Below are 18,133 nucleotides of genomic sequence, written 5' to 3' on the forward strand. Positions count from 1 at the left end.
CGGTCGGCGTGTGCGCTCTACAGAGGTCGGTCGGTGACCGACCCGAGTTCTCGGTTCACTTGACCTCCGAGCGCAGTACGCGGATCACCCCCAGCGTCAATGGGATGGCGATCCACACGATCGCGGAGACTGCCAGCCGCGCCCACTCACCGCCGGTGGCCCACTCGCCGGACTGGAATGGCAGCAACGTCAGCCCGGTGTCGACCCATTGTCCGAGGTTGTCGGCAAACCACGGCACGAGTTCGGTCATCAGCATCAGGGCGGTCGGTAGGGCGAAGTAGGCGACGATCGCGCCCGGGGTGTTCAGGATGAGCGCGGCGAAACCGAATCCGAGCAGGAGCCCGAAAATCTGCAAGAGGAACGAGTTGAACAGACCGGCCGCGGTGAACGACCAGGCACCCGCCGGATCGGTGTAGACGATGTCGGCGATCACCGTGGCGACCGCGCCCATCGTCAGCGCGATGATCACCGCGGCGACGCCGGTGATCAGCGCTGCGAGCAGCTTGGCCGTCACCACGCGTTCCCGTCGCGGCTCCATCGTGAATGTGGTCAGCGCGGCGCGCTGACTCCACTCGCCGGTCACCAGCAGGATCGCCAAGACCGGCAGGATGATCCCGGTCGGGATGTTCATGACACCGAACAGTTCGCCGAAGTTGAGGTTCTCCGGACTGTTGCGCTCCGTGATCAGCATCGCCACCGCGACGACGACCGACAACACACCGATCGACGCGGTCAGCCAGAAACCGGCCCGCGTGTCGACGAGTTTGCGGAGTTCGACGAGGGTGAGTCGACTCAGCGGGATCGGCGTGCTGCGCACGTCGAGATCGACGCTCGGCTCGGGTATCTCGGTGCGGACGGGGTTCTGGACGGTCATGACGGGACTCCCTGTAGGACGGGTTGTTCACGTTGGGTCTGTTGGGTCAGTTCGAGGAACATCTCCTCGAGTTGCGCGCCGTCGCCGGGTCGCAACTCCATCAGGGCTATCCCGGCGGTGGCCGCGACCCGCCCGACCTCCTCGGGTGCGGCGTCGGTGGTGAATCCCCCATCGGTGGCCGGCTGTGTCCGGATTCCGGCGCCCGCCAAGGCGGCGGTGAGCGCGGCGTCGTCCAGAGAGCGGACCCGGGTGCCCTGGGCGGCGAGCAGATCGGACTTGGTGCCCTGGGCGACGATTCGCCCGTGGCCGATGACCAGGATGTCGTCGGCGATGATCTCGATCTCGTGCAGCAGATGCGACGACAGCAGGACGGTTCCACCCCGATTCGCATAGTCGCGCAACAGCGTCCGCATCCAGTGGATGCCCGCCGGGTCGAGGCCGTTCGCCGGTTCGTCGAGGATCAGGATGTGCGGGTCACCGAGGAGCGCGTTGGCGATCCCGAGCCGCTGGCGCATGCCGAGCGAGTAGTTGCGGACGCGTCGGTTCGCCTCCTTCGGGGTCAGGCTCACCATCTCGAGCATGTCATCGACCCGAGACCGGTTGACGCCCAGCGTCATCGCCGTCAGCCGGAGGATCTCGGCGCCGGTGCGCCCGGCGTGCTGGGCCGACGCGTCGAGCAGGACACCGACTTGCGTCGCCGGGTTGGGGATCTCGCGGTAGGCGCGCCCACCGACGGTCGCCGATCCCGAGGTCGCCGGGGTGAGCCCGGCGATGATTCGCATCGTGGTGGATTTCCCCGCACCATTCGGACCGAGGAATCCGGTGACCTGGCCGGGCGTGCAGCTGAACGAGACGTCGTCGACGGCCGTGTGGTCGCCATATCTCTTCGTGAGGTTTTCGACAGTGATCATGACGTCCATCGTCGTTCGCCGGCACCCCGGCCCGCATCGGCCGTGCGGACAGAATGCGGATAGCCGAAAGTCGGAGACGAGTCTGGCCGCATGGTTGAGGTGACCCCGACTCGACCCCGATTACGGTGTAGGGGTGCGCCCCGAGGACTATCAGCCGCGTCTGTCGGCGGCCAGTCACGTCTGGCGTCTCGCGCTGATGCTGCTCATCTCCGCGGTCGCGTGGGGCTCGCGCGTCGGCTACCAATGGGAGCAGGCGCGCTGGTGGTTCGTCGCCGACCTCACCATCGGGCTCCTGACCTACGTCGCCGTGTGGTTCCGGCGCTCGCATCCGGTGGCCGTGACCGCCTTCGGCAACATCGCAACCGCGATCTCGGCGAGCGCGGCAGGCCCGGCCACGCTGGCGATGGTGTCGCTCTCGACTCGTCGCCGGTGGCCCGAGATCATCCCCCAGGTGGCCCTCGCCCTCGTGTGTGGCGTGGTCGCCGAGGAGTTCTTCAACGTGCCGGATGTCGCCGAGCCCTGGATTCTCCGCTACGGCATCATGGTCGCGGTCATCGCGACGATGGTTGCGTGGGGCATGTACATCGGATCCAGGCGTGAGCTCCTGGCCAGTTGGCGGGCGCGTGCCATGCTCGCGGAGTCCGAACGGGATGCGGAGATGCGTCGGGCCCGTTCAGTGGAGCGCGCTCAGATCGCGCGTGAGATGCACGACGTTCTGGCACACCGGATCTCGACGGTGAGCATGCATGCCGGTGCGTTGGCGTTCCGGGAGGACCTCGGGCGGGACGAGATCCGTGCCACCGCCCAGACCATCCACGAGACCTCGCGTCTGGCCCTCACCGAACTGCGCGAAGTGCTCGGTGTCCTGCGTGAGGGTCCGGGCGACGCCGATCCGGAGTCCCCGCAAGCGGTTCCCGCCGATCTCGACGCTCTGGTCGAGGACAACCGCCGCAACGGGATGCGCGTCGAATACCTCTGCACCGCCGATCTGTCGGCACTCTCGCCGACGGTCTTCCGTACCCTCTACCGGTGCTTGCAGGAGGCACTCACCAACGCCCGCAAACACGCGCCGGCCGCCACGGTCACCGTCCGCATCAAGGGTGACGAGTCGACGGGAGTCGACCTGCTGGTGGACAACCCGCTCCCGCTCCGGGCAGAGACGGTCACGCCGCCGCCCTCCGGACTCGGACTGGTGGGTGTGGCCGAGCGCGTTGCGCTCAGTGGCGGCCGACATTCCGCGGTGCACACCGACGACCGCCACTTCGTCTTGCACGTGTGGCTACCGTGGCATCCATGACAGCGCGCATCATGGTCGTCGACGACGACCCGCTGGTCCGATCCGGGCTGCGCCTGCTGCTCGGTGGGGACCCGGAGTTCGAGGTCACGGCGGAGGCCGGCAACGGGCGTGAGGCGATCGACCGGCACGCCGCCGAGCCCGTCGACATGCTGCTCATGGATCTGCGGATGCCGGTCATGGACGGCATCGCGGCCACGGGCGAGCTCAAGGCTGCCGACGACCCGCCGGCCGTGATCGTGCTGACCACCTTCGACGCCGACGAGTACGTGGTGCGTGCACTCGCCGTGGGGGCCGACGGATTCCTCCTGAAGGACACGCCACCACACGACATCGTCGCGGCGATCAAGAACGTGCTGCGCGGCGAGCCGGCACTCAGCCCCTCGGTGACCGCGACGCTGATCAAGCAGGTCGTCGACGGCGGCGCGCATCCGCGGTCGCCGGAGGCACGCGACGCGGTGGTCACCCTCACCGACCGGGAGCGGGACGTCGCGATCGGCGTGGCGAAAGGAGCGTCGAACGCGGAGATCGCCGCCGAGTTGTTCATGAGTGTGGCGACGGTGAAGGCCCACATCTCGCACATCTTCGCCAAGCTCGGCACCACCAATCGGGTCCAGGTGGCGATCATCCTGCACGACGCGGGGCTGGCCTGACCTGCGCGCAGATGCTGCGGTGGTGGCGCACCGGTCGGATCGTGTGGACACTGGATGGCACACGGCTATCACGCCGACCCGCGGTGTCAGGAGGTCGCAATGGCGGACAACAACAACCCGTTCGGGATGAACCCGGAGGATTTCGATCGCTTCGCGCGCGAGGCATCGGAGGGTGTCCGCGACATGGTCGGCAAGTTCCTGACGGGGCCCGGTTCGGCGGCCGGCGCGTGGTCGACCCTGTTCGAGGACGCCGGTCGGACGCGGCGCCGCGAACCGGAGACCACCGGCGAGACCGGAACCGGCGTGTGGGCCGTCTTCGTCGTCAGCGACGACGGCGGTGCGCGGGTCGAACAGGTCTATGCCTCCGAGCTCGACGCGCTGCGCGCCAACAAGCACAACACCGACCCCCGACGCAAGGTGCGGTTCCTGCCGTACGGGATCACGGTCAGCGCGCTCGACGAGGACGATTCGCCCGAGGCGTGAACGGCTGTACCGGGCCGACGCAGCGCGTTGCGGTGCCCGCCGGCCTCATTCGCATCGGTGGCGGTGCGGCGACGTGACGGGCTGTCCCGGTGATCATCCGGTCGGTGACTGTGCCACGATGACCGGATGATGGTGATCGCCGAGGCGTCGTCGGCAGCCGATACCGTGGCGATCGAATCACTTTTCTGGATCGCTGCTGCAGCGGCCGTCGCACCGATCGTCTCGCGCATCTTCCGCGGCTACGTTCCCGACGCCGTGGTCCTGCTCGTCTTCGGCATGGCGATCGGACCGCATGTGCTCGGTTGGGCCGACCGGGACAGTGTCGAGATCCTCAGCGAACTCGGACTCGGCATGCTGTTCCTGCTCGCCGGCTACGAACTCGAGCCGAAGTTGTTGGGCGGCAAATCAGGTCGGGTCGCCCGGTTCACCTGGCTGGCGGGTCTGTTGATCGCGCTCGTGGCGGTCACCCTGGCAGTCCCCGACGAGGATTTCGCCGCGCACATCGCGGTCGCCATCGCGCTCACCTCCACCGCGCTGGGCACGCTGCTGCCCATCATCAAACAGGACGGTCTGCTCGATACGCCGCTCGGCCGTTCGGTGATGGCCCATGGCGCCGTCGGTGAGCTCGGTCCGATTCTCGCGATGTCGTTGTTGCTCACCAGTCGCAGTGTCGGCGGCGCCATCGTGGTGCTGATCCTGTTCGGGGTGGCCGCGTTGCTGATCGGTGCGGTGCCGCAGCGACTCCTCGAACGTATCCCCGGGTTGCGTTACGCCCTGTCCGAGATGAGCGGTGGCACTTTCCAGTTGCCGATCCGGGTGGTGTTCCTGCTGCTGGTGTCGCTGATGACGGTCGCCGCGGTGTTCGAGCTCGACGTCGTGTTGGGCGCATTCGCAGCAGGGCTGATCCTGCAGCGGCTGATCGGGCCGGCGAACCACGACGTCGGGAAGTCGTTGGAGGTCATCGGGTTCGGTGTGCTGATCCCGATCTTCTTCGTGACCTCGGGAATGGGTATCGACATCACCGCGGTCCTCGGCGAACCGGTCCTGTGGGTCGTCCTCGTCGTGGCGATCGGCCTCGCCCGAGGTCTGCCGGTGTGGCTGAGTGAGCGCTACATCCCGCACGGATCGAATCTGACGGAGAAGCGCGAGCGAACTCAGCTGGCCCTGTACGCCGCGACCGGCCTTCCGATCATCGTCGCGGTCACCGAGGTGGCGACGGAATCCGAGCTGATGTCACTGCAACTCGCGTCGAGTCTGGTGGCCGCGGGAGCGACCACGGTGCTGGTGTTCCCGCTCATCGCTCGCCTCGTCAAGCCCACCGAACGCGTGTAGCCGCCGCCCCGAACAGTCGGGACAACGGCCACATCACGATCGCGCTGAGATGTCAGCGGTCGGACTCCGCGGTCAGAGGTAGGCGCCGCAGGTCGGCCACGCGCCGGGACCCTGGCTGGCCAGAGTGTTCTCCGCGACCCGGATCTGCTCGGCCTTCGAGGCGTTCGCCGGGTTGCCGGTGCCACCGTTGGCCTCCCAGGTGCTCTGCGAGAACTGCAGGCCGCCGTAGTAGCCGTTGCCGGTGTTGATCGACCAGTTGCCGCCGCTCTCGCACTGGGCGACGGCGTCCCAGTTGTTGGCGGCCGAGGCGGTGCCGGCGACGGCGGCGAACGGGGCCAGGGACAGCGCACCGACGACTCCGGCGCGCACAGCAAGCTTCTTGAAACTCATGGTCATCGTTCCTCCTATCGCCACCCCATAGCGGGCTGGGCGGCTGATCTTCGGACCGGTGGCGACCGTACAAGCTGGTAACGAACAGGTCACATCAACGCAGCTACCTGCGGCATCTGGATCACGCGTTGGTAACAGGGGTGAGATTCCGCGAAGTACCAGCGCACCGCGGCGTGTCGCGGCTTCGGGATCACGATTCGACATCCGATTCAGTGTGAGAAACTGCACAACCGAAATGTGGTATCGGTCACTGCATCTGCGGCGCGTCCGGGTCGGGTTCTCGGGGGCCCGGACGTCAGGTCAGGTCAGCACGCAGTGAGTCGTCGAGCGACGCGCGGACGAGGGCCGCGGCGAGGGTTGCCGGGCTACCGTCGGCGAGGCGTCCGAGGGCCGCCGCATCGTCGGGCAGACCGAGGTCGGCAGCAGCGGACAGGGCGCGCTTGTCGAAATAGGGCGCCACCCATCCCCAGATGTCCTGGACCTCCCGCAGGAACACCGATGCACCGGTCGGGCCGATGCCGGTGAACTCCTGGAGGAGGTCTGCGGCGCGCTCGGTGTCGCCGTCGGCGTTCGTCGCGAGGCGGCGGAGGTCGCCCGCGTAGTCGTCGACGACCTTGCGGCCGGCCTCACCGAGGCGAGTTGCGGTGCTCTCGTCATAGCGCACGTAGTGGCCACGGCCCAGCGCGTCGACGAGGCTCTGCCATGGCGCGTCGGCCATCTTCTGCGGTGTCCGGTATCCCGCGGAGTTCAGTTCGCGCGCGGCGGCGACCGCGATATCCGCCGAGATGCGCGCACTCAGCAGTAGCGACAGGACCAGCAGTTGGAAGAGTGGCGCGGGTGTGTCCTTGAGGGTGATCCCTGCCTCGTCGGCGTAGGTGCGGCCGGCGCGGTGGATCAGCGCCGTCGCGGTGTCCTGCTGCTTCTTCGACACGGTTGCTCCTCCCGGGCGAGATGGACGTCGTGTGGTCTCGTCCGGCAGTGCTACCCGGTCCGGGCACCGATCAACCGTGCGATCAGCAGCACCGCGCGCCGGGTCGGCGGTCCTGGTCGGCGTATCGGCCTCGCCAGTAGTCGGATTCGGACAGCACCGGTTCACGCGGGTGGGTGCGCGCCATGTGCTCGACGTAACGCCGGTAGTCGTGGTCACCCATCAGGCTCCCGACGTACCACCGGACCGCGTCGACCACGCGCCGCAGACGACCCATCACGGTGCACCCTTCTCGCCGCCGGTGGTCGCCGGCTCAGGAGGGGAGCCCGGCGGATGGTCGTGCAGGAACTCGTCCCATTCCTTCTGGACGCGACGCTCGGTGGGCGTCGTGAGCAGTCCTCGCGGTCCGAAGATCCGGGACGGCACGGGTTCGTCCTCCGTGGTCGGCAGCCCGCCGCTTCGGACTGCCTTCACGCAGAGGTACGCGCCGACCACGGCGACGATCAGGACCAGCGACGCGAAGATGATCGAGAGCGTCCCCTGGATGAACGTGTTGCGCACGACGGCGTCGATCTCGTCACTGCTCGTGGCCGTCTTGAAGGTGGTCAACCCCTGATCGCGGGCGTTCACGAAGTCGCGGTGCTGTGCCCAGTAGCCGATGGACGGGTTGTCGGAGAAGATCTTCTGCCACGACGCCGACATCGTGACGATCAGATCCCACACCAACGGCACACCGGGAATCCACGCCCACCTGAACTGGCCGCGTTTGAACAACACGACGGTCACCACCGTGAGGGCGACCGCGGCCAACAGCTGGTTGGCGATACCGAACAGCGGGAACAGCGTGTTGATGCCGCCGAGCGGATCGGTGACGCCCATCAGCAGGATCGAACCCCAGGCGGCGCAGACGATCACGGTGCACAGCCAGGCTCCGGGTCGCCAGGACGGATCCTTGAACCGGCGGGCGCCGGGTAGATTGCCGAGGCCGTCGGAGAGCATGAAGCGTGCCACGCGCGTCCCGGCGTCGACCGTGGTGAGGATGAACAGCGCCTCGAACATGATCGCGAAGTGATACCAGAACGAGCGCAACGACTCTCCGCCGATCGCCTGCTGCAGCGTTTCGGCCATGCCCATCGCCAGCGTCGGTGCGCCGCCCGTCTTGGAGACGATCGACGCCTCCTCGACGCCCTCGGCGGCCTGCTCGAAGTACTCCGGCGTGACAGGTGCTCCGTCGAGCCCCAGGCCGTTGACGTACTCCGCGGCGCCCGCGGCATCGCCACCGGTGACCGAGGCGGGGGCGTTCATCGCGAAGTAGAGATGCTGATCGAGGATGCACGCGGTGATCAGCGCCATGATCGCGACGAACGATTCGGTGAGCATGCCGCCGTACCCGATGATCCGGGCCTGACCCTCCTTGGCGAGCAGCTTCGGTGTGGTGCCCGAGGCGATCAGCGAGTGGAAACCGGACAGCGCGCCGCACGCGATCGTGATGAACAGGAACGGGAACAGCGCACCGGCGAACGCGGGGCCCTGTCCGTTCCAGGCGAATTCGCTGACCGCCGGCGCCTGCATCACCGGCTGGACGAGCAGGATGCCCACGGCGAGCAGTGCGATCGTGCCGACCTTCATGAACGTCGACAGGTAGTCGCGCGGTGCCAACAGCAGCCACACGGGCAGGATGGCGGCGGCGACACCGTAGATGATGATCGCCCAGCTCAGCGCCACCGGTGACAGACTGAACCAGTCGTTGCCCCAGGAGGATTCGCCGACGTATCGGCCGGCCACGATTGCTGCCAACAGGAGCACCACCCCGATGGCGGACACCTCGCTGACCCGGCCGGGCCGGAAGAAGCGCAGATACACCCCCATGAACAGGGCGATGGGAATCGTCATGGCGATCGAGAAGACGCCCCACGGACTTTCGGCCAGGGCGTTGACCACGACGAGCGCGAGGACCGCGATCAGGATGATCATGATGACGAAGACCGCGACGATCGCCGCCGTGCCGCCGACCGCCCCCAGTTCGTCCCGAGCCATCTGGCCGAGGCTGCGCCCGCGACGGCGGGTGGAGATCGAGAGGACGAGGTAGTCCTGAACACAGCCGGCCAGGACCGCGCCGATGATGATCCAGATGGTGCCGGGCAGGTAGCCCATCTGCGCGGCGAGGACCGGGCCGACGAGCGGTCCCGCGCCGGCGATCGCGGCGAAGTGGTGACCGAACAGGACCCGGCGGTCGGTGGGCATGTAATCGCGCGAGTTGTCGAGGATCTCGGCCGGCGTCGCGTGGTCGTCGCGGGGTTTGACGACCTTCATCTCGATCAGTCGGGCGTAGAAGCGGTAGGCGACGATGTAGGTGCACACCGCGGCCAGCACGAACCAGACCGCATTGACCGATTCGCCGCGGACCAGGGCGATGATGGCCCAGGCCACGGCGCCGATCAGCCCGATGACCGCGAACAGGATGCGCTTGCCGACGGTCATGGGCGAGCGATCCACGATGGCCACCGGAGGCAGGTCCGGGTCGGTCCGGAGGTAGGTGATGTTCGGATCATCTGCGCGCTCGTCGGTCACCGCCATGGTGGCACCTTCCTCGAGTAGCGAGTGTGGCCCGCGTCACTATACGCGCAGCCGCTGCCTCTGCTGCCCGCACCGTTGAAACGAGATGCCAAGTCGGGCAATCTGGGCGCCATGTCTCGTCCGACCGCCCAGACCGCACGCCCCGGCGACCACGAACGGCAGGCGGCGCAGATCGTCGCCCGGCTGTCGACCGCGGACAAGGCGTCGCTCACCACCGGGGCGGACTTCTGGCACACAGCCGCGATCACCGACGCCGGTGTCGCATCGGTGATGCTCACCGACGGCCCACACGGAATCCGCAAGCAGCGCGGGGATGCCGATGCGCTCGGGATCAACGATTCCGTTCCGGCGGTGTGCTTTCCGCCGGCCGTCGCGATGGCATCGTCGTTCGATCCGGAACTGATCGAACGGGTCGGGGATGCGTTGGGGCGAGAATGTCTCGCCGAGGATGTGTCGGTGATCCTGGGGCCCGGAGTCAACATCAAGCGCTCGCTGCTCGGCGGCCGCAACTTCGAGTACCTGTCCGAGGATCCCTATCTCACCGGGCGCATCGGTGCCGCCCTGATCCGCGGTATCCAGCGGCACGGTGTCGGCACCTCGGTCAAACACTTCGCCGTGAACAATCAAGAGCACGAACGACTTCGGGTGAGCGCCGATGTCGACCCGCGGCCGTTGCACGAGATCTACCTACGGGCGTTCGAACACATCGTCGGCACCGCGCGCCCCTGGACGGTGATGGCCTCCTACAACAAGATCAACGGCGTCTATGCGACCGAGAGCTCGTGGCTGCTCACCGACACCCTTCGCCGACGGTGGGGTTTCGACGGACTCGTCGTGTCCGACTGGATGGCCGTGGACGACCGGGTGGCAGCGTTGTCGGCGGGCGTCGACCTGGAGATGCCGTCGAGCGGCGACGTTGGTCCGGCCGCGGTGCGTCAGGCGATCGCCGACGGCGACCTCTCATCCGAGGCGCTCGACACCGCGGCGCGGCGCGTCGTCGCCCTCGCCCTGGCCGCGGACGCGAACCGGGTGTCGGGTGCGACCTACGACCGGGAGGCGCATCACCGTCTGGCCCGCGAGGTGGCCGGCCGGTGTGCGGTCCTGCTGAAGAACGATCCGGTCGGCGGCGAATCGCTGCTGCCCCTGCGGCCGGGGTCGCGGGTGGCCGTCATCGGCGAGTTCGCGCGTACCCCGCGATTCCAGGGCGGCGGCAGTTCCAGGATCAATCCATTTCGCCTCGACGCCGCACTCGACGAGATGCAGGCCATCGCGGACCACGGCGCGATCTCCTTCGCTCCCGGATTCGCCGTCGGCGCAACCGAATCCGACCCGGACCTGCACGACACTGCGGTGGCCGCGGCCGCGGCCGCCGAGATCGCAGTCGTCTTCCTCGGCCTCGGTGACGACGACGAATCGGAGGGATTCGACCGTTCGGGCTGGGCCTTGCCGGAACCCCAGTTGGCGCTCCTGCGAGCGGTCCTGGACGTCAACCCACGCACCGTGGCCGTCGTGTCGAACGGGGGAGTGGTAGATCTGACCGAGATCGACGAGGCGCCCGCGGTGTTGGAGTCGTGGCTGCTCGGCCAGGCCGGCGGCGGCGCGGTCGCCGACGTCCTGTACGGGCTGGTCGATCCGTCCGGTCGACTGGCGGAGACGATCCCGCACCGCATCGAGGACAGCCCGGCCTTCCTCGATTTCCCGGGAGAGCAGCTCCACGTCCGCTACGGCGAAGGCGTGTTCGTCGGATACCGCTGGTACGACGCCCGCCGTATCCCCGTGCGATACCCGTTCGGGCACGGACTGTCCTACACCACCTTCGATTTCGGCGACCTGGAGGTGTCGGCGACGCGCGACGGAGTGCGGGTGGCTGTGAGGGTGACCAACACGGGTCGGCGTGGCGGCCGCGCGGTCGGCCAGGTGTATGTGGGCCTCGACTCCTCGAGAGTCTCCCGCCCGCCTCGGGAACTCAAGGCGATCGGCGTGGCCGACCTCGAACCGGGCGGTACGACTGTGCTCGACCTCGAGATTCCCAGGTCCGAACTCGCCTACTGGGATCGGGACCTCGACGATTGGGTGGTCGAGTCCGGACGGTACCGGATCGAGGTGGGTGCTTCGAGCCGCGACATCCGCGCGCGTACGGCCGTCGACGTCGAGGGTGATGGGCGTGCGATGCGGCTGGGCCGGTCGGCGACCGTGGGAGAGGTGCTCGAGCACCCCACCGCCGGACCCGTGGTGCGGTCCGCGGTGGCCACGACGATGGGTGTCGAGGACCTCGACCCCACGATGCTGATGCTCGTCTCGTCGTTCCCGATCCGACGGGTCGCGCCGATGCTGGGACTCGACGGCGAGCGGCTGCGAGATCTGCTGGACTAACCGGCCCTTGCTGCCTGACCGACCCTTCCTGCTTGTCGACCCTTGCTGCCTGTCGACCCTGCTGCCGACCGACCCCGCAGGTCAGTGGTCGTGTCGTCGGTGGAGAGTCACCCGCCCGCCGTCGCCCGGCGCGTAGGCGACGCCGCGTGAATGCCAACGCTCGCCGGGTCTCGTCGTCGACTCGACGGTGAAGTCGCGCAAGAGAGTTCGCAGCACGACGTCCATCTCCATCTGCGCGAAAGCCGCCCCGATGCACCGACGGGTACCACCGCCGAACGGCAGCCAGGCCGGGCCGGGAGTGCTCCCGAGGAAACGCTTCGGGTCGAAGCGCTCCGGATCGCGGAAGTGGCGGCTGTCGTCATGGAGCAGCGAGATGGCGACCATGATGTTGTAGCCCTTGGGAATCCGGTAGGGCCCGAGCTCGAGCATGTCGTCGATGACGTGTCGACCGGCGAAGTCGATCACCGGGCGGCTGCGTTGGATCTCGGTGATCGTGGCGGCCATCAATTCGTCACCGCCCGCATCGACCTCGGTGACCAGAGCGTCGAGTATCGCCGGATGGCGTTGCAGCCGTTCGATCGCCCAGGCCAGGGTGGTGGCCGTGGTCTCGTGACCGGCGACGAGGAGGGTGAGCAGTTCGTCGGCGATCTCCGCATCGGTCATCGCCGAACCGTCGTCGTAGCGGCTCTGCACCATCAACGCGAGGATGTCGTCGCGCTCGTCGAGCCGGGAGTCGTTGCGGGCCTGGGTGATCAGTGATCGGACGAGACGGTCATAGGTCGCGCGCCGCGCCGCGAACCGACGTCGTGGGTCGATGCGGCCCAACGCGATCGGGATGTCGGGTATGGTCGCCATCCGCGAGCCGACCTCCACCATCGGCGGGATGATCTCGCGGAGAGTGCGCAGCTCGGTGCCCTGCGCGCCGAACACGGTGCGCAGGATGACGTTGAGCGTCACCCGCATCATCGGCTCGAGCGTCGGGAACGGAGTGCCGATCGGCCAGCTTCGCGACTCGGCCTCCAATTCCTCGGCCACGACAGCCTCATAGAGTCGAATACGCTTGCCGTGCAACGGGGGAGTGAGCAGGCGACGTCGCCGGCGGTGGTCGCCACCGTCGAGCGAGAAGATGGACCCCGATCCGAGGACGCGGCCCAGATTGGGCCGGATGTTGACGACCCGGTCGGTCGACGTGGTGAACAGTTGCCGGGCCAAGGTCGGATCGGCGATCACCACGACATCGCCGAACAGTGGAATCGCGATCGTGAAGACCGGTCCGTGCCGGCGCGCGAGGGTGGCAATGGTCTGCCGCCGGCGGAGCGCGAACCCCAGGCCTTGCACGGCGGCCGGCAGCCGTGGCCCCGGCGGCAGCATCGGCATGACCTCAGTGGCGTGTGCGGTGGTGTGTGCGGTGCTCATCGCCCGCACCCCCTTCCACGGGTGAGCTGGTACATCGGCGTACCACCGAACGGTACGCGAACGTTCCAGCTGGTGGCAAGGGGGTCGTATCGTAGGGGAATGGTTCCCGACACCGTCACGGTCTCCCCGGACGTCGGATCCCCGGTGCGGGGGCGGCTGCTCGAGGCGATGGCCACGTGCGTGATGGAGCGGGGATATCGGGACACCACGGTCGCCGACGTGGTGCGGGTCGCCCGGACCTCGCGGCGGTCGTTCTATCAAGAGTTCGACGACAAGCAGGCGTGCTTCGTCGAGTTGCTTCGCACCACCAACGACGCGATGATCGCGGCGATCTCGGAGAACGTCGATCCTGATGCGGAATGGACCGCGCAGATCCGTCAGGCTGTCGAGGCCTATGTGGAGGTCACCGAGCAGAACCCGGAGATCGCGTGGAGCTGGATTCGCGAACTACCGGCGCTGGGTGAGTCGGCTCGACGCATCCAGGTGGACGCGATGGAGTCGTTGATCGCCGTGCTGGTGCCACTCACCGACACGCCGCGCATGCGGGAGTCGGGCATATCGCCGATGACACACGAGACCGCGGTGATGATCTGGGGCGGCATACGCGAACTGGCGGCGTCCGCGGTGGAGCAGAAGCGGTCGCTGTACACCATCGTGGAACCGGTGGTGGGCGCGTGCATCGCCTTGGTGGGCGCCAACATCGGTCGTTGACGCCCACTGGGCGATCAGCTGCTCGTCAGTGTGGCGAATCGCGCCAGATGGGCGTCCGCCGAACCGAATTCGTACTCGACTGCGGTGAGTCGACGGAAGTAGTGGCCGATGGCCAACTCCTCGGTCATGCCCATCCCGCCGTGTAGCTGGACGGCGTTCTGTCCGATGAACCGGGCCGCGCGACTGGCGGTGGCCTTCGCCGCGGACACCGCCGCAGCCCGCTGGGCGGGTTGCGCGTTCAGCGTCAGGATCGCGTAATACTGTGCGGCGACAGCCTGTTCCAGCTCGATGTACATGTCGACCATGCGATGCTGCAGGGCCTGGAAACTGCCGATCGACTGGCCGAACTGCTGTCGCTGCTTGGCATACTCGACCGTGTCGTCGAAGACCTTGCGCATCGCGCCGACCGCTTCGGAGACCACCGCGGCCGTTGCCTCGTCCCACGCGTGTTCGAGGAGAGGCAGTGCCTCGCCCTCGGTCCCGATCAGCGCGTCGGCGTCGACCCGGACGTCCGCGAAGGTGAGGTCGGCGGCCCGACGATCGTCGATCGTGCGCACGGCGTGCATCGTCAGGCCCTCGGGCGCGCCATCACCGAGGTCCAGGAGGAACAGCGACACTCCGTCGCGATCCCGGGTGTCGCCCGACGTACGGGCACTGACGATCAGATGATCCGCCAGTGGCGCGGTGGTGACGACGGCCTTCGCGCCGTTGATGACCCACGAGTCGCCGGAGCGCTCCGCCCGCGTCGAGACATGATTGAGCATGCCACCCGAACCGTCCTCCACCGCGGCGAGCGCGGTGAGCGCGGTGCCGGCGGCGACCTTCTCGGCGACGGCGGCCGCGCGGGGACTTCCGGTGCGCGCCAGCAGCCGCGCGCCCAGGACGACCGTGTCCACGAACGGTTCGATGACGAGTGCATGCCCGAGTGCCTCGGTGACGACCATCAGTTCTTCGGGGCCTCCGTCGTCCCCGCCGACCGATTCGGGGAGACATGCGCCGATGACGCCGAGCTCGTCGACGAACGACCGCCAGATCTCGGGCTGCCAGCCGGCACCGACCTTGGCCGCCTCACGGCTGGCCTCGAGGTCGTAGCGGGCGCCGAGGAACTTGCTGAGGCCGTCGCGCAGGAGTTGTTGTTCGGGGGTGAGAGTGAAATCCATGAGGTCGGGTTCCTATCCGAGTCCGAGGGTGGCCTTGGCCAGGATGTTGCGCTGGATCTCGTTGCTGCCTGCGTAGATCGAGCCGGCGCGATCGTTCATGTACATCAGTGGCGCGACCGCTTGCCAGGCCTCGCCGCTGACGTAGCCGTCGGCGGGGGGTTCGTAGCGATTGATCGGTCCGCCGGGCGCAGCGGCGTGCGGCTGGTACACGCGGCCGTGCACACCCGCGGCCTCCAGGTCGAGCTCGGTGATCTTCTGGCTGAGCTCGGTGCCGAGGATCTTGAGCATGGACGCCAGCGAACCCGCGTCGCCGCCGGAACTCATCGCCGCGAGCGCGCGGTACTCGAGGACTTCCAGGATCTTGGCGCGCACCCGTGCATCCGCGAGCTTGGCCGCGAACGCCGGCTCCTCGATCAACGGCACCCCCGACGGGCCCGTCATCGCGCCGGCACGCTCGGCGATGTTCTCGGTCATGACCTGCAGGGCGGGCGCCGCAGCGCCGCCGCCGCGCTCGAATATCAGCAGGTACTTCGCCACGGTCCAGCCCTCGTCCACCTTGCCGAGGACGTTGGCCTTAGGTACCCGGACGCCGTCGAAGAACACCTGGGCCTGCACCTGCTCGCCGGACGCCATGACGAGCGGCTGCACCTCGATGCCGGGGGAGGTCATGTCGATCAGCAGGAAGGTGATGCCCTGCTGCTTGCGCTCCTGACGCGAGGTGCGCACCAGGCAGAAGATCCAGTTGGCCTCGGCGGCATGGGTCGTCCAGATCTTGCTGCCGGTGACGACGAAGTCGTCGCCGTCGTCGACCGCGGCCATCGAGAGCGACGCCAGATCCGAGCCGGCCTCCGGTTCGGAGTAGCCCTGGCAGAAGAACACGCTGCCGTCGAGGATGCCGGGCAGGAAGAAATCCTTCTGTTCCTGGGTGCCGAACGCCATGATCGCGTGCGACACCATCCGGATGCCCATCGGCGACAGCGCCGGAGCTCCCGCGAGGATCGATTCGCGGCTGAAGATGTAGTGCTGGCCGAGGCTCCAATCGCAGCCGCCGTACTCGACCGGCCACGCCGGTGCGGCCCAACCGCGTTCGTGGAGGATCGCCTGCCACTTCATCGAGGCTTCGTGATCGGCGTACACGCTGGTTCGCAACCGTCCGGCGGCACGCAGGTCAGGGGTCAGGTTGGCCTCCATGAATTCGCGAACCTCGTCGCGGAAGGCGTTGTCGGCATCCGACCATGTCATGTCCATCTCGAGCTGTCACCCCTGTCTTCGCTGACGCCGTGCTCACGGGCGTGTCACAAGCTGACGTATCAAATATATGTGACACGCCGAATGTACTTGAGGGCGCCTGCCGCAGAAAAGGTCGGAGCCCGGATTGCGCGGGATGAGGGGCGCTCGTCCCACGCGATCCGGGCTCGAAAGGTGACTGCGGTGGGGTGTCGGGCGGGGCAACGCTACGACGGTCAGGCGACGTTCTTGAACGGGTCGTGCTCGGCGATCAGCTTGTCCATGCGGGCGCCGTCGATGCGTGCGCGCACCGATGTCTGTTCCTGCCGGTCGCGCACGACCTTGGCGAGCGTGAACGTGCTCGACGTGAGGAACAGCATCGTGATGGCTAGGAATCCGCGTTGCCACGGGTCGATGGGGAGATAGAGGATGCCGATGACCGCCGTACCGAGGCTGACGGCGAAGGCGATGGCGGCCTGCAGGAAGAAGGCGGCGGTGGTGGGGGCCTGGGGGATCTCGTTGGATGCGCTCATGACGATCAGGTTCCCAGGGGCCGCCCCCGAAGGGATGCGTGTGAATACTCAGGCGGGCTGGGGGGAGCCACCCGAATCGGAGTCGCCGGTGCCGCTACCCGGCGGAGACTCGGCGCCCGAGGATGCGGTTCTGTCGGCCGGTTTGTCGTCACCGGGTTTGTCGTCAGCCGGTTTGTCGTCACCGGGTTTGTCGTCACTGGGCGCAGACGACGACAACAGGATGTCTGCCCAACGCGTCGACGGGTCGATGTCGATGAGCAGCGCCTTCGACATCAGGGTCAGCGGTACGGCGAGGATGGCGCCCAATGGTCCGATCACCCATGCCCAGAACACCAATGACAAGAAGGTCAGTGTGGTGGACAAGCCGACGGCGTCGCCGACGAACTTGGGTTGGATCACCGACTGGATCACGACGTTGATCACGCTGTACACGGCGATGACCACCAGCATCTGGCCCCAGCCCCCGTCGAGGAGCGCCAGGAGTGCCGGCGGGACGAGGCCGATGACGAATCCGACGTTCGGGATGTAGTTGGTGATGAACGAGAGGAGGCCCCAGAGGATCGGCAGCGGGATACCGATGATCCACAGCGCCACCGAGTCGAAGACGGCCACGATGAGACCGAAGACCGTCGACACCAACAGGTAGCTCCGAGTGCCCTGGGCGAAACTCCGGAAGGCTGTGGCGATGTCGGGGCGCATGTCGCTCACCGCTGCGATGCGCTTGTCGAACGACAAGGCGTCGGCCGCCATGAAGAGCAGCAGGGTGAGGACCAGGATCAGTGCAGAGGCGACGGACAGCGTGCTCTCGAGCACTGCGGACACATAGCTCAGGGCCTTCCCGGGGTCGACGTGGGAGATCATCTCCTGCACTTTGTCCGAGCTGATGCCGTGGTCGGTCAGGACCTGCTGGAAGTCGTCGATGAGGCCCTGGAACTTGTCGGTGTACTCCGGCAGGATCGTCGCCAGCCGGGCAACCGAGAAGACGAGAGAGCCGAAGAGGCCCAACAGGATTCCGTACACCGCGAGCAGCGTCGCCAGGAAGGCCAACCAGGTCGGTAGCCCTTTGCGGCGCAGCCACGCCGGAATCGGTTGGACCGCCACCGTCAGCATGAGGGCCAGGAAGATGGGACCCACCAGGCCGGCAACCGCCTTCATGCCGCCGACCGTGACGATCAGACCGGTGACCGACAGCAAGACGATCGTGCCGCGGGGGATGGACCATCCCTTCGGCTCTTCGGTGCCTGCCTGCTCAAGCGTCATTCCCGGGCCTC

General features: G+C 67.5%; 17 protein-coding genes. 6 read left to right on the forward strand and 11 right to left on the reverse strand.

Annotated features, from left to right (window positions below; genetic code table 11):
- Positions 1-55: 55 nt before the first annotated feature.
- Together V1Y59_RS02235 and V1Y59_RS02240 are read right to left on the reverse strand one after the other, a co-directional pair.
- Positions 56-874: an ABC transporter permease gene (locus V1Y59_RS02235; protein WP_330503181.1), complete on the reverse strand. Its 819-nt coding sequence runs from the start codon at positions 872-874 to the stop codon at positions 56-58.
- Entirely contained in the window at positions 871-1,785 is a 915-nt protein-coding gene (locus V1Y59_RS02240) for an ABC transporter ATP-binding protein (protein WP_330503182.1), read from the reverse strand. The genes V1Y59_RS02235 and V1Y59_RS02240 overlap by 4 nt, the downstream gene beginning before the upstream one ends.
- Before the next feature lie 133 nt (positions 1,786-1,918).
- Between V1Y59_RS02240 and V1Y59_RS02245 the strand changes: the two genes are divergently transcribed.
- The 4 genes from V1Y59_RS02245 to V1Y59_RS02260 all read left to right on the forward strand — a co-directional run bounded on the left by V1Y59_RS02245 (position 1,919) and on the right by V1Y59_RS02260 (position 5,547).
- Entirely contained in the window at positions 1,919-3,082 is a 1,164-nt protein-coding gene (locus V1Y59_RS02245) for a sensor histidine kinase (protein ID WP_330503183.1), read from the forward strand.
- Entirely contained in the window at positions 3,079-3,732 is a 654-nt protein-coding gene (locus V1Y59_RS02250; RefSeq protein ID WP_330503184.1) for a response regulator transcription factor, read from the forward strand. Before V1Y59_RS02245 ends, V1Y59_RS02250 begins: the two co-directional genes overlap by 4 nt.
- 99 nt (positions 3,733-3,831) lie before the next feature.
- Positions 3,832-4,215, forward strand: coding sequence for a hypothetical protein (locus V1Y59_RS02255; RefSeq protein WP_330503185.1), 384 nt, complete (start codon positions 3,832-3,834; stop codon positions 4,213-4,215).
- Between the two features lie 129 nt (positions 4,216-4,344).
- Positions 4,345-5,547, forward strand: coding sequence for a cation:proton antiporter (locus V1Y59_RS02260; protein ID WP_330503241.1), 1,203 nt, complete (start codon positions 4,345-4,347; stop codon positions 5,545-5,547).
- Between the two features lie 72 nt (positions 5,548-5,619).
- On the opposite strand, the gene V1Y59_RS02265 is transcribed toward V1Y59_RS02260, so the two are convergent.
- The 4 genes from V1Y59_RS02265 to V1Y59_RS02280 form a co-directional block, all read right to left on the reverse strand.
- The gene (locus V1Y59_RS02265) at positions 5,620-5,943 is read right to left on the reverse strand and encodes a transglycosylase family protein (RefSeq protein WP_330503186.1); all 324 of its coding nucleotides are present in this window, start codon (positions 5,941-5,943) and stop codon (positions 5,620-5,622) included.
- A gap of 289 nt (positions 5,944-6,232) precedes the next feature.
- Entirely contained in the window at positions 6,233-6,868 is a 636-nt protein-coding gene (locus V1Y59_RS02270; protein WP_330503187.1) for an HhH-GDP family DNA glycosylase, read from the reverse strand.
- Between the two features lie 82 nt (positions 6,869-6,950).
- Entirely contained in the window at positions 6,951-7,142 is a 192-nt protein-coding gene (locus tag V1Y59_RS02275) for a YbdD/YjiX family protein (RefSeq protein WP_330503188.1), read from the reverse strand.
- On the reverse strand, positions 7,142-9,442 hold the full coding sequence (locus V1Y59_RS02280; protein ID WP_330503189.1) for a carbon starvation CstA family protein: 2,301 nt from the start codon (positions 9,440-9,442) through the stop codon (positions 7,142-7,144). Before V1Y59_RS02280 ends, V1Y59_RS02275 begins: the two co-directional genes overlap by 1 nt.
- Before the next feature lie 111 nt (positions 9,443-9,553).
- On the opposite strand from V1Y59_RS02280, the gene V1Y59_RS02285 reads away from it, so the two are divergent.
- The gene (locus tag V1Y59_RS02285; RefSeq protein ID WP_330503190.1) at positions 9,554-11,815 is read left to right on the forward strand and encodes a glycoside hydrolase family 3 C-terminal domain-containing protein; all 2,262 of its coding nucleotides are present in this window, start codon (positions 9,554-9,556) and stop codon (positions 11,813-11,815) included.
- An 81-nt stretch (positions 11,816-11,896) separates the two neighbouring features.
- Here V1Y59_RS02285 and V1Y59_RS02290 read toward each other — a convergent pair whose 3' ends face one another.
- Positions 11,897-13,231, reverse strand: a complete 1,335-nt coding sequence (locus tag V1Y59_RS02290; protein ID WP_330503191.1) for a cytochrome P450 — start codon at positions 13,229-13,231, stop codon at positions 11,897-11,899.
- A gap of 99 nt (positions 13,232-13,330) precedes the next feature.
- Between V1Y59_RS02290 and V1Y59_RS02295 the strand changes: the two genes are divergently transcribed.
- The gene (locus tag V1Y59_RS02295; protein ID WP_330503192.1) at positions 13,331-13,942 is read left to right on the forward strand and encodes a TetR/AcrR family transcriptional regulator; all 612 of its coding nucleotides are present in this window, start codon (positions 13,331-13,333) and stop codon (positions 13,940-13,942) included.
- Positions 13,943-13,956: 14 nt separating this feature from the next.
- Here the strand turns inward: V1Y59_RS02295 and V1Y59_RS02300 are convergent, their stop codons facing one another.
- From V1Y59_RS02300 to V1Y59_RS02315, 4 genes are all read right to left on the reverse strand, one after another.
- Positions 13,957-15,102 carry an acyl-CoA dehydrogenase family protein gene (locus V1Y59_RS02300; RefSeq protein WP_330503193.1) on the reverse strand — a complete coding sequence of 382 codons (1,146 nt, stop codon included), beginning with the start codon at positions 15,100-15,102 and terminating at the stop codon, positions 13,957-13,959.
- 12 nt (positions 15,103-15,114) lie between these two features.
- The gene (locus V1Y59_RS02305) at positions 15,115-16,350 is read right to left on the reverse strand and encodes an acyl-CoA dehydrogenase family protein (RefSeq protein ID WP_330503194.1); all 1,236 of its coding nucleotides are present in this window, start codon (positions 16,348-16,350) and stop codon (positions 15,115-15,117) included.
- A 215-nt stretch (positions 16,351-16,565) separates the two neighbouring features.
- Positions 16,566-16,862: a YiaA/YiaB family inner membrane protein gene (locus V1Y59_RS02310; protein ID WP_330503195.1), complete on the reverse strand. Its 297-nt coding sequence runs from the start codon at positions 16,860-16,862 to the stop codon at positions 16,566-16,568.
- A 48-nt stretch (positions 16,863-16,910) separates the two neighbouring features.
- On the reverse strand, positions 16,911-18,122 hold the full coding sequence (locus V1Y59_RS02315) for an AI-2E family transporter (protein WP_330503196.1): 1,212 nt from the start codon (positions 18,120-18,122) through the stop codon (positions 16,911-16,913).
- Between the last annotated feature and the right edge of the window lie 11 nt (positions 18,123-18,133).

Source organism: Gordonia prachuapensis (assembly GCF_036350515.1).
GTDB classification, from domain to species: Bacteria; Actinomycetota; Actinomycetes; order Mycobacteriales; family Mycobacteriaceae; genus Gordonia; species Gordonia prachuapensis.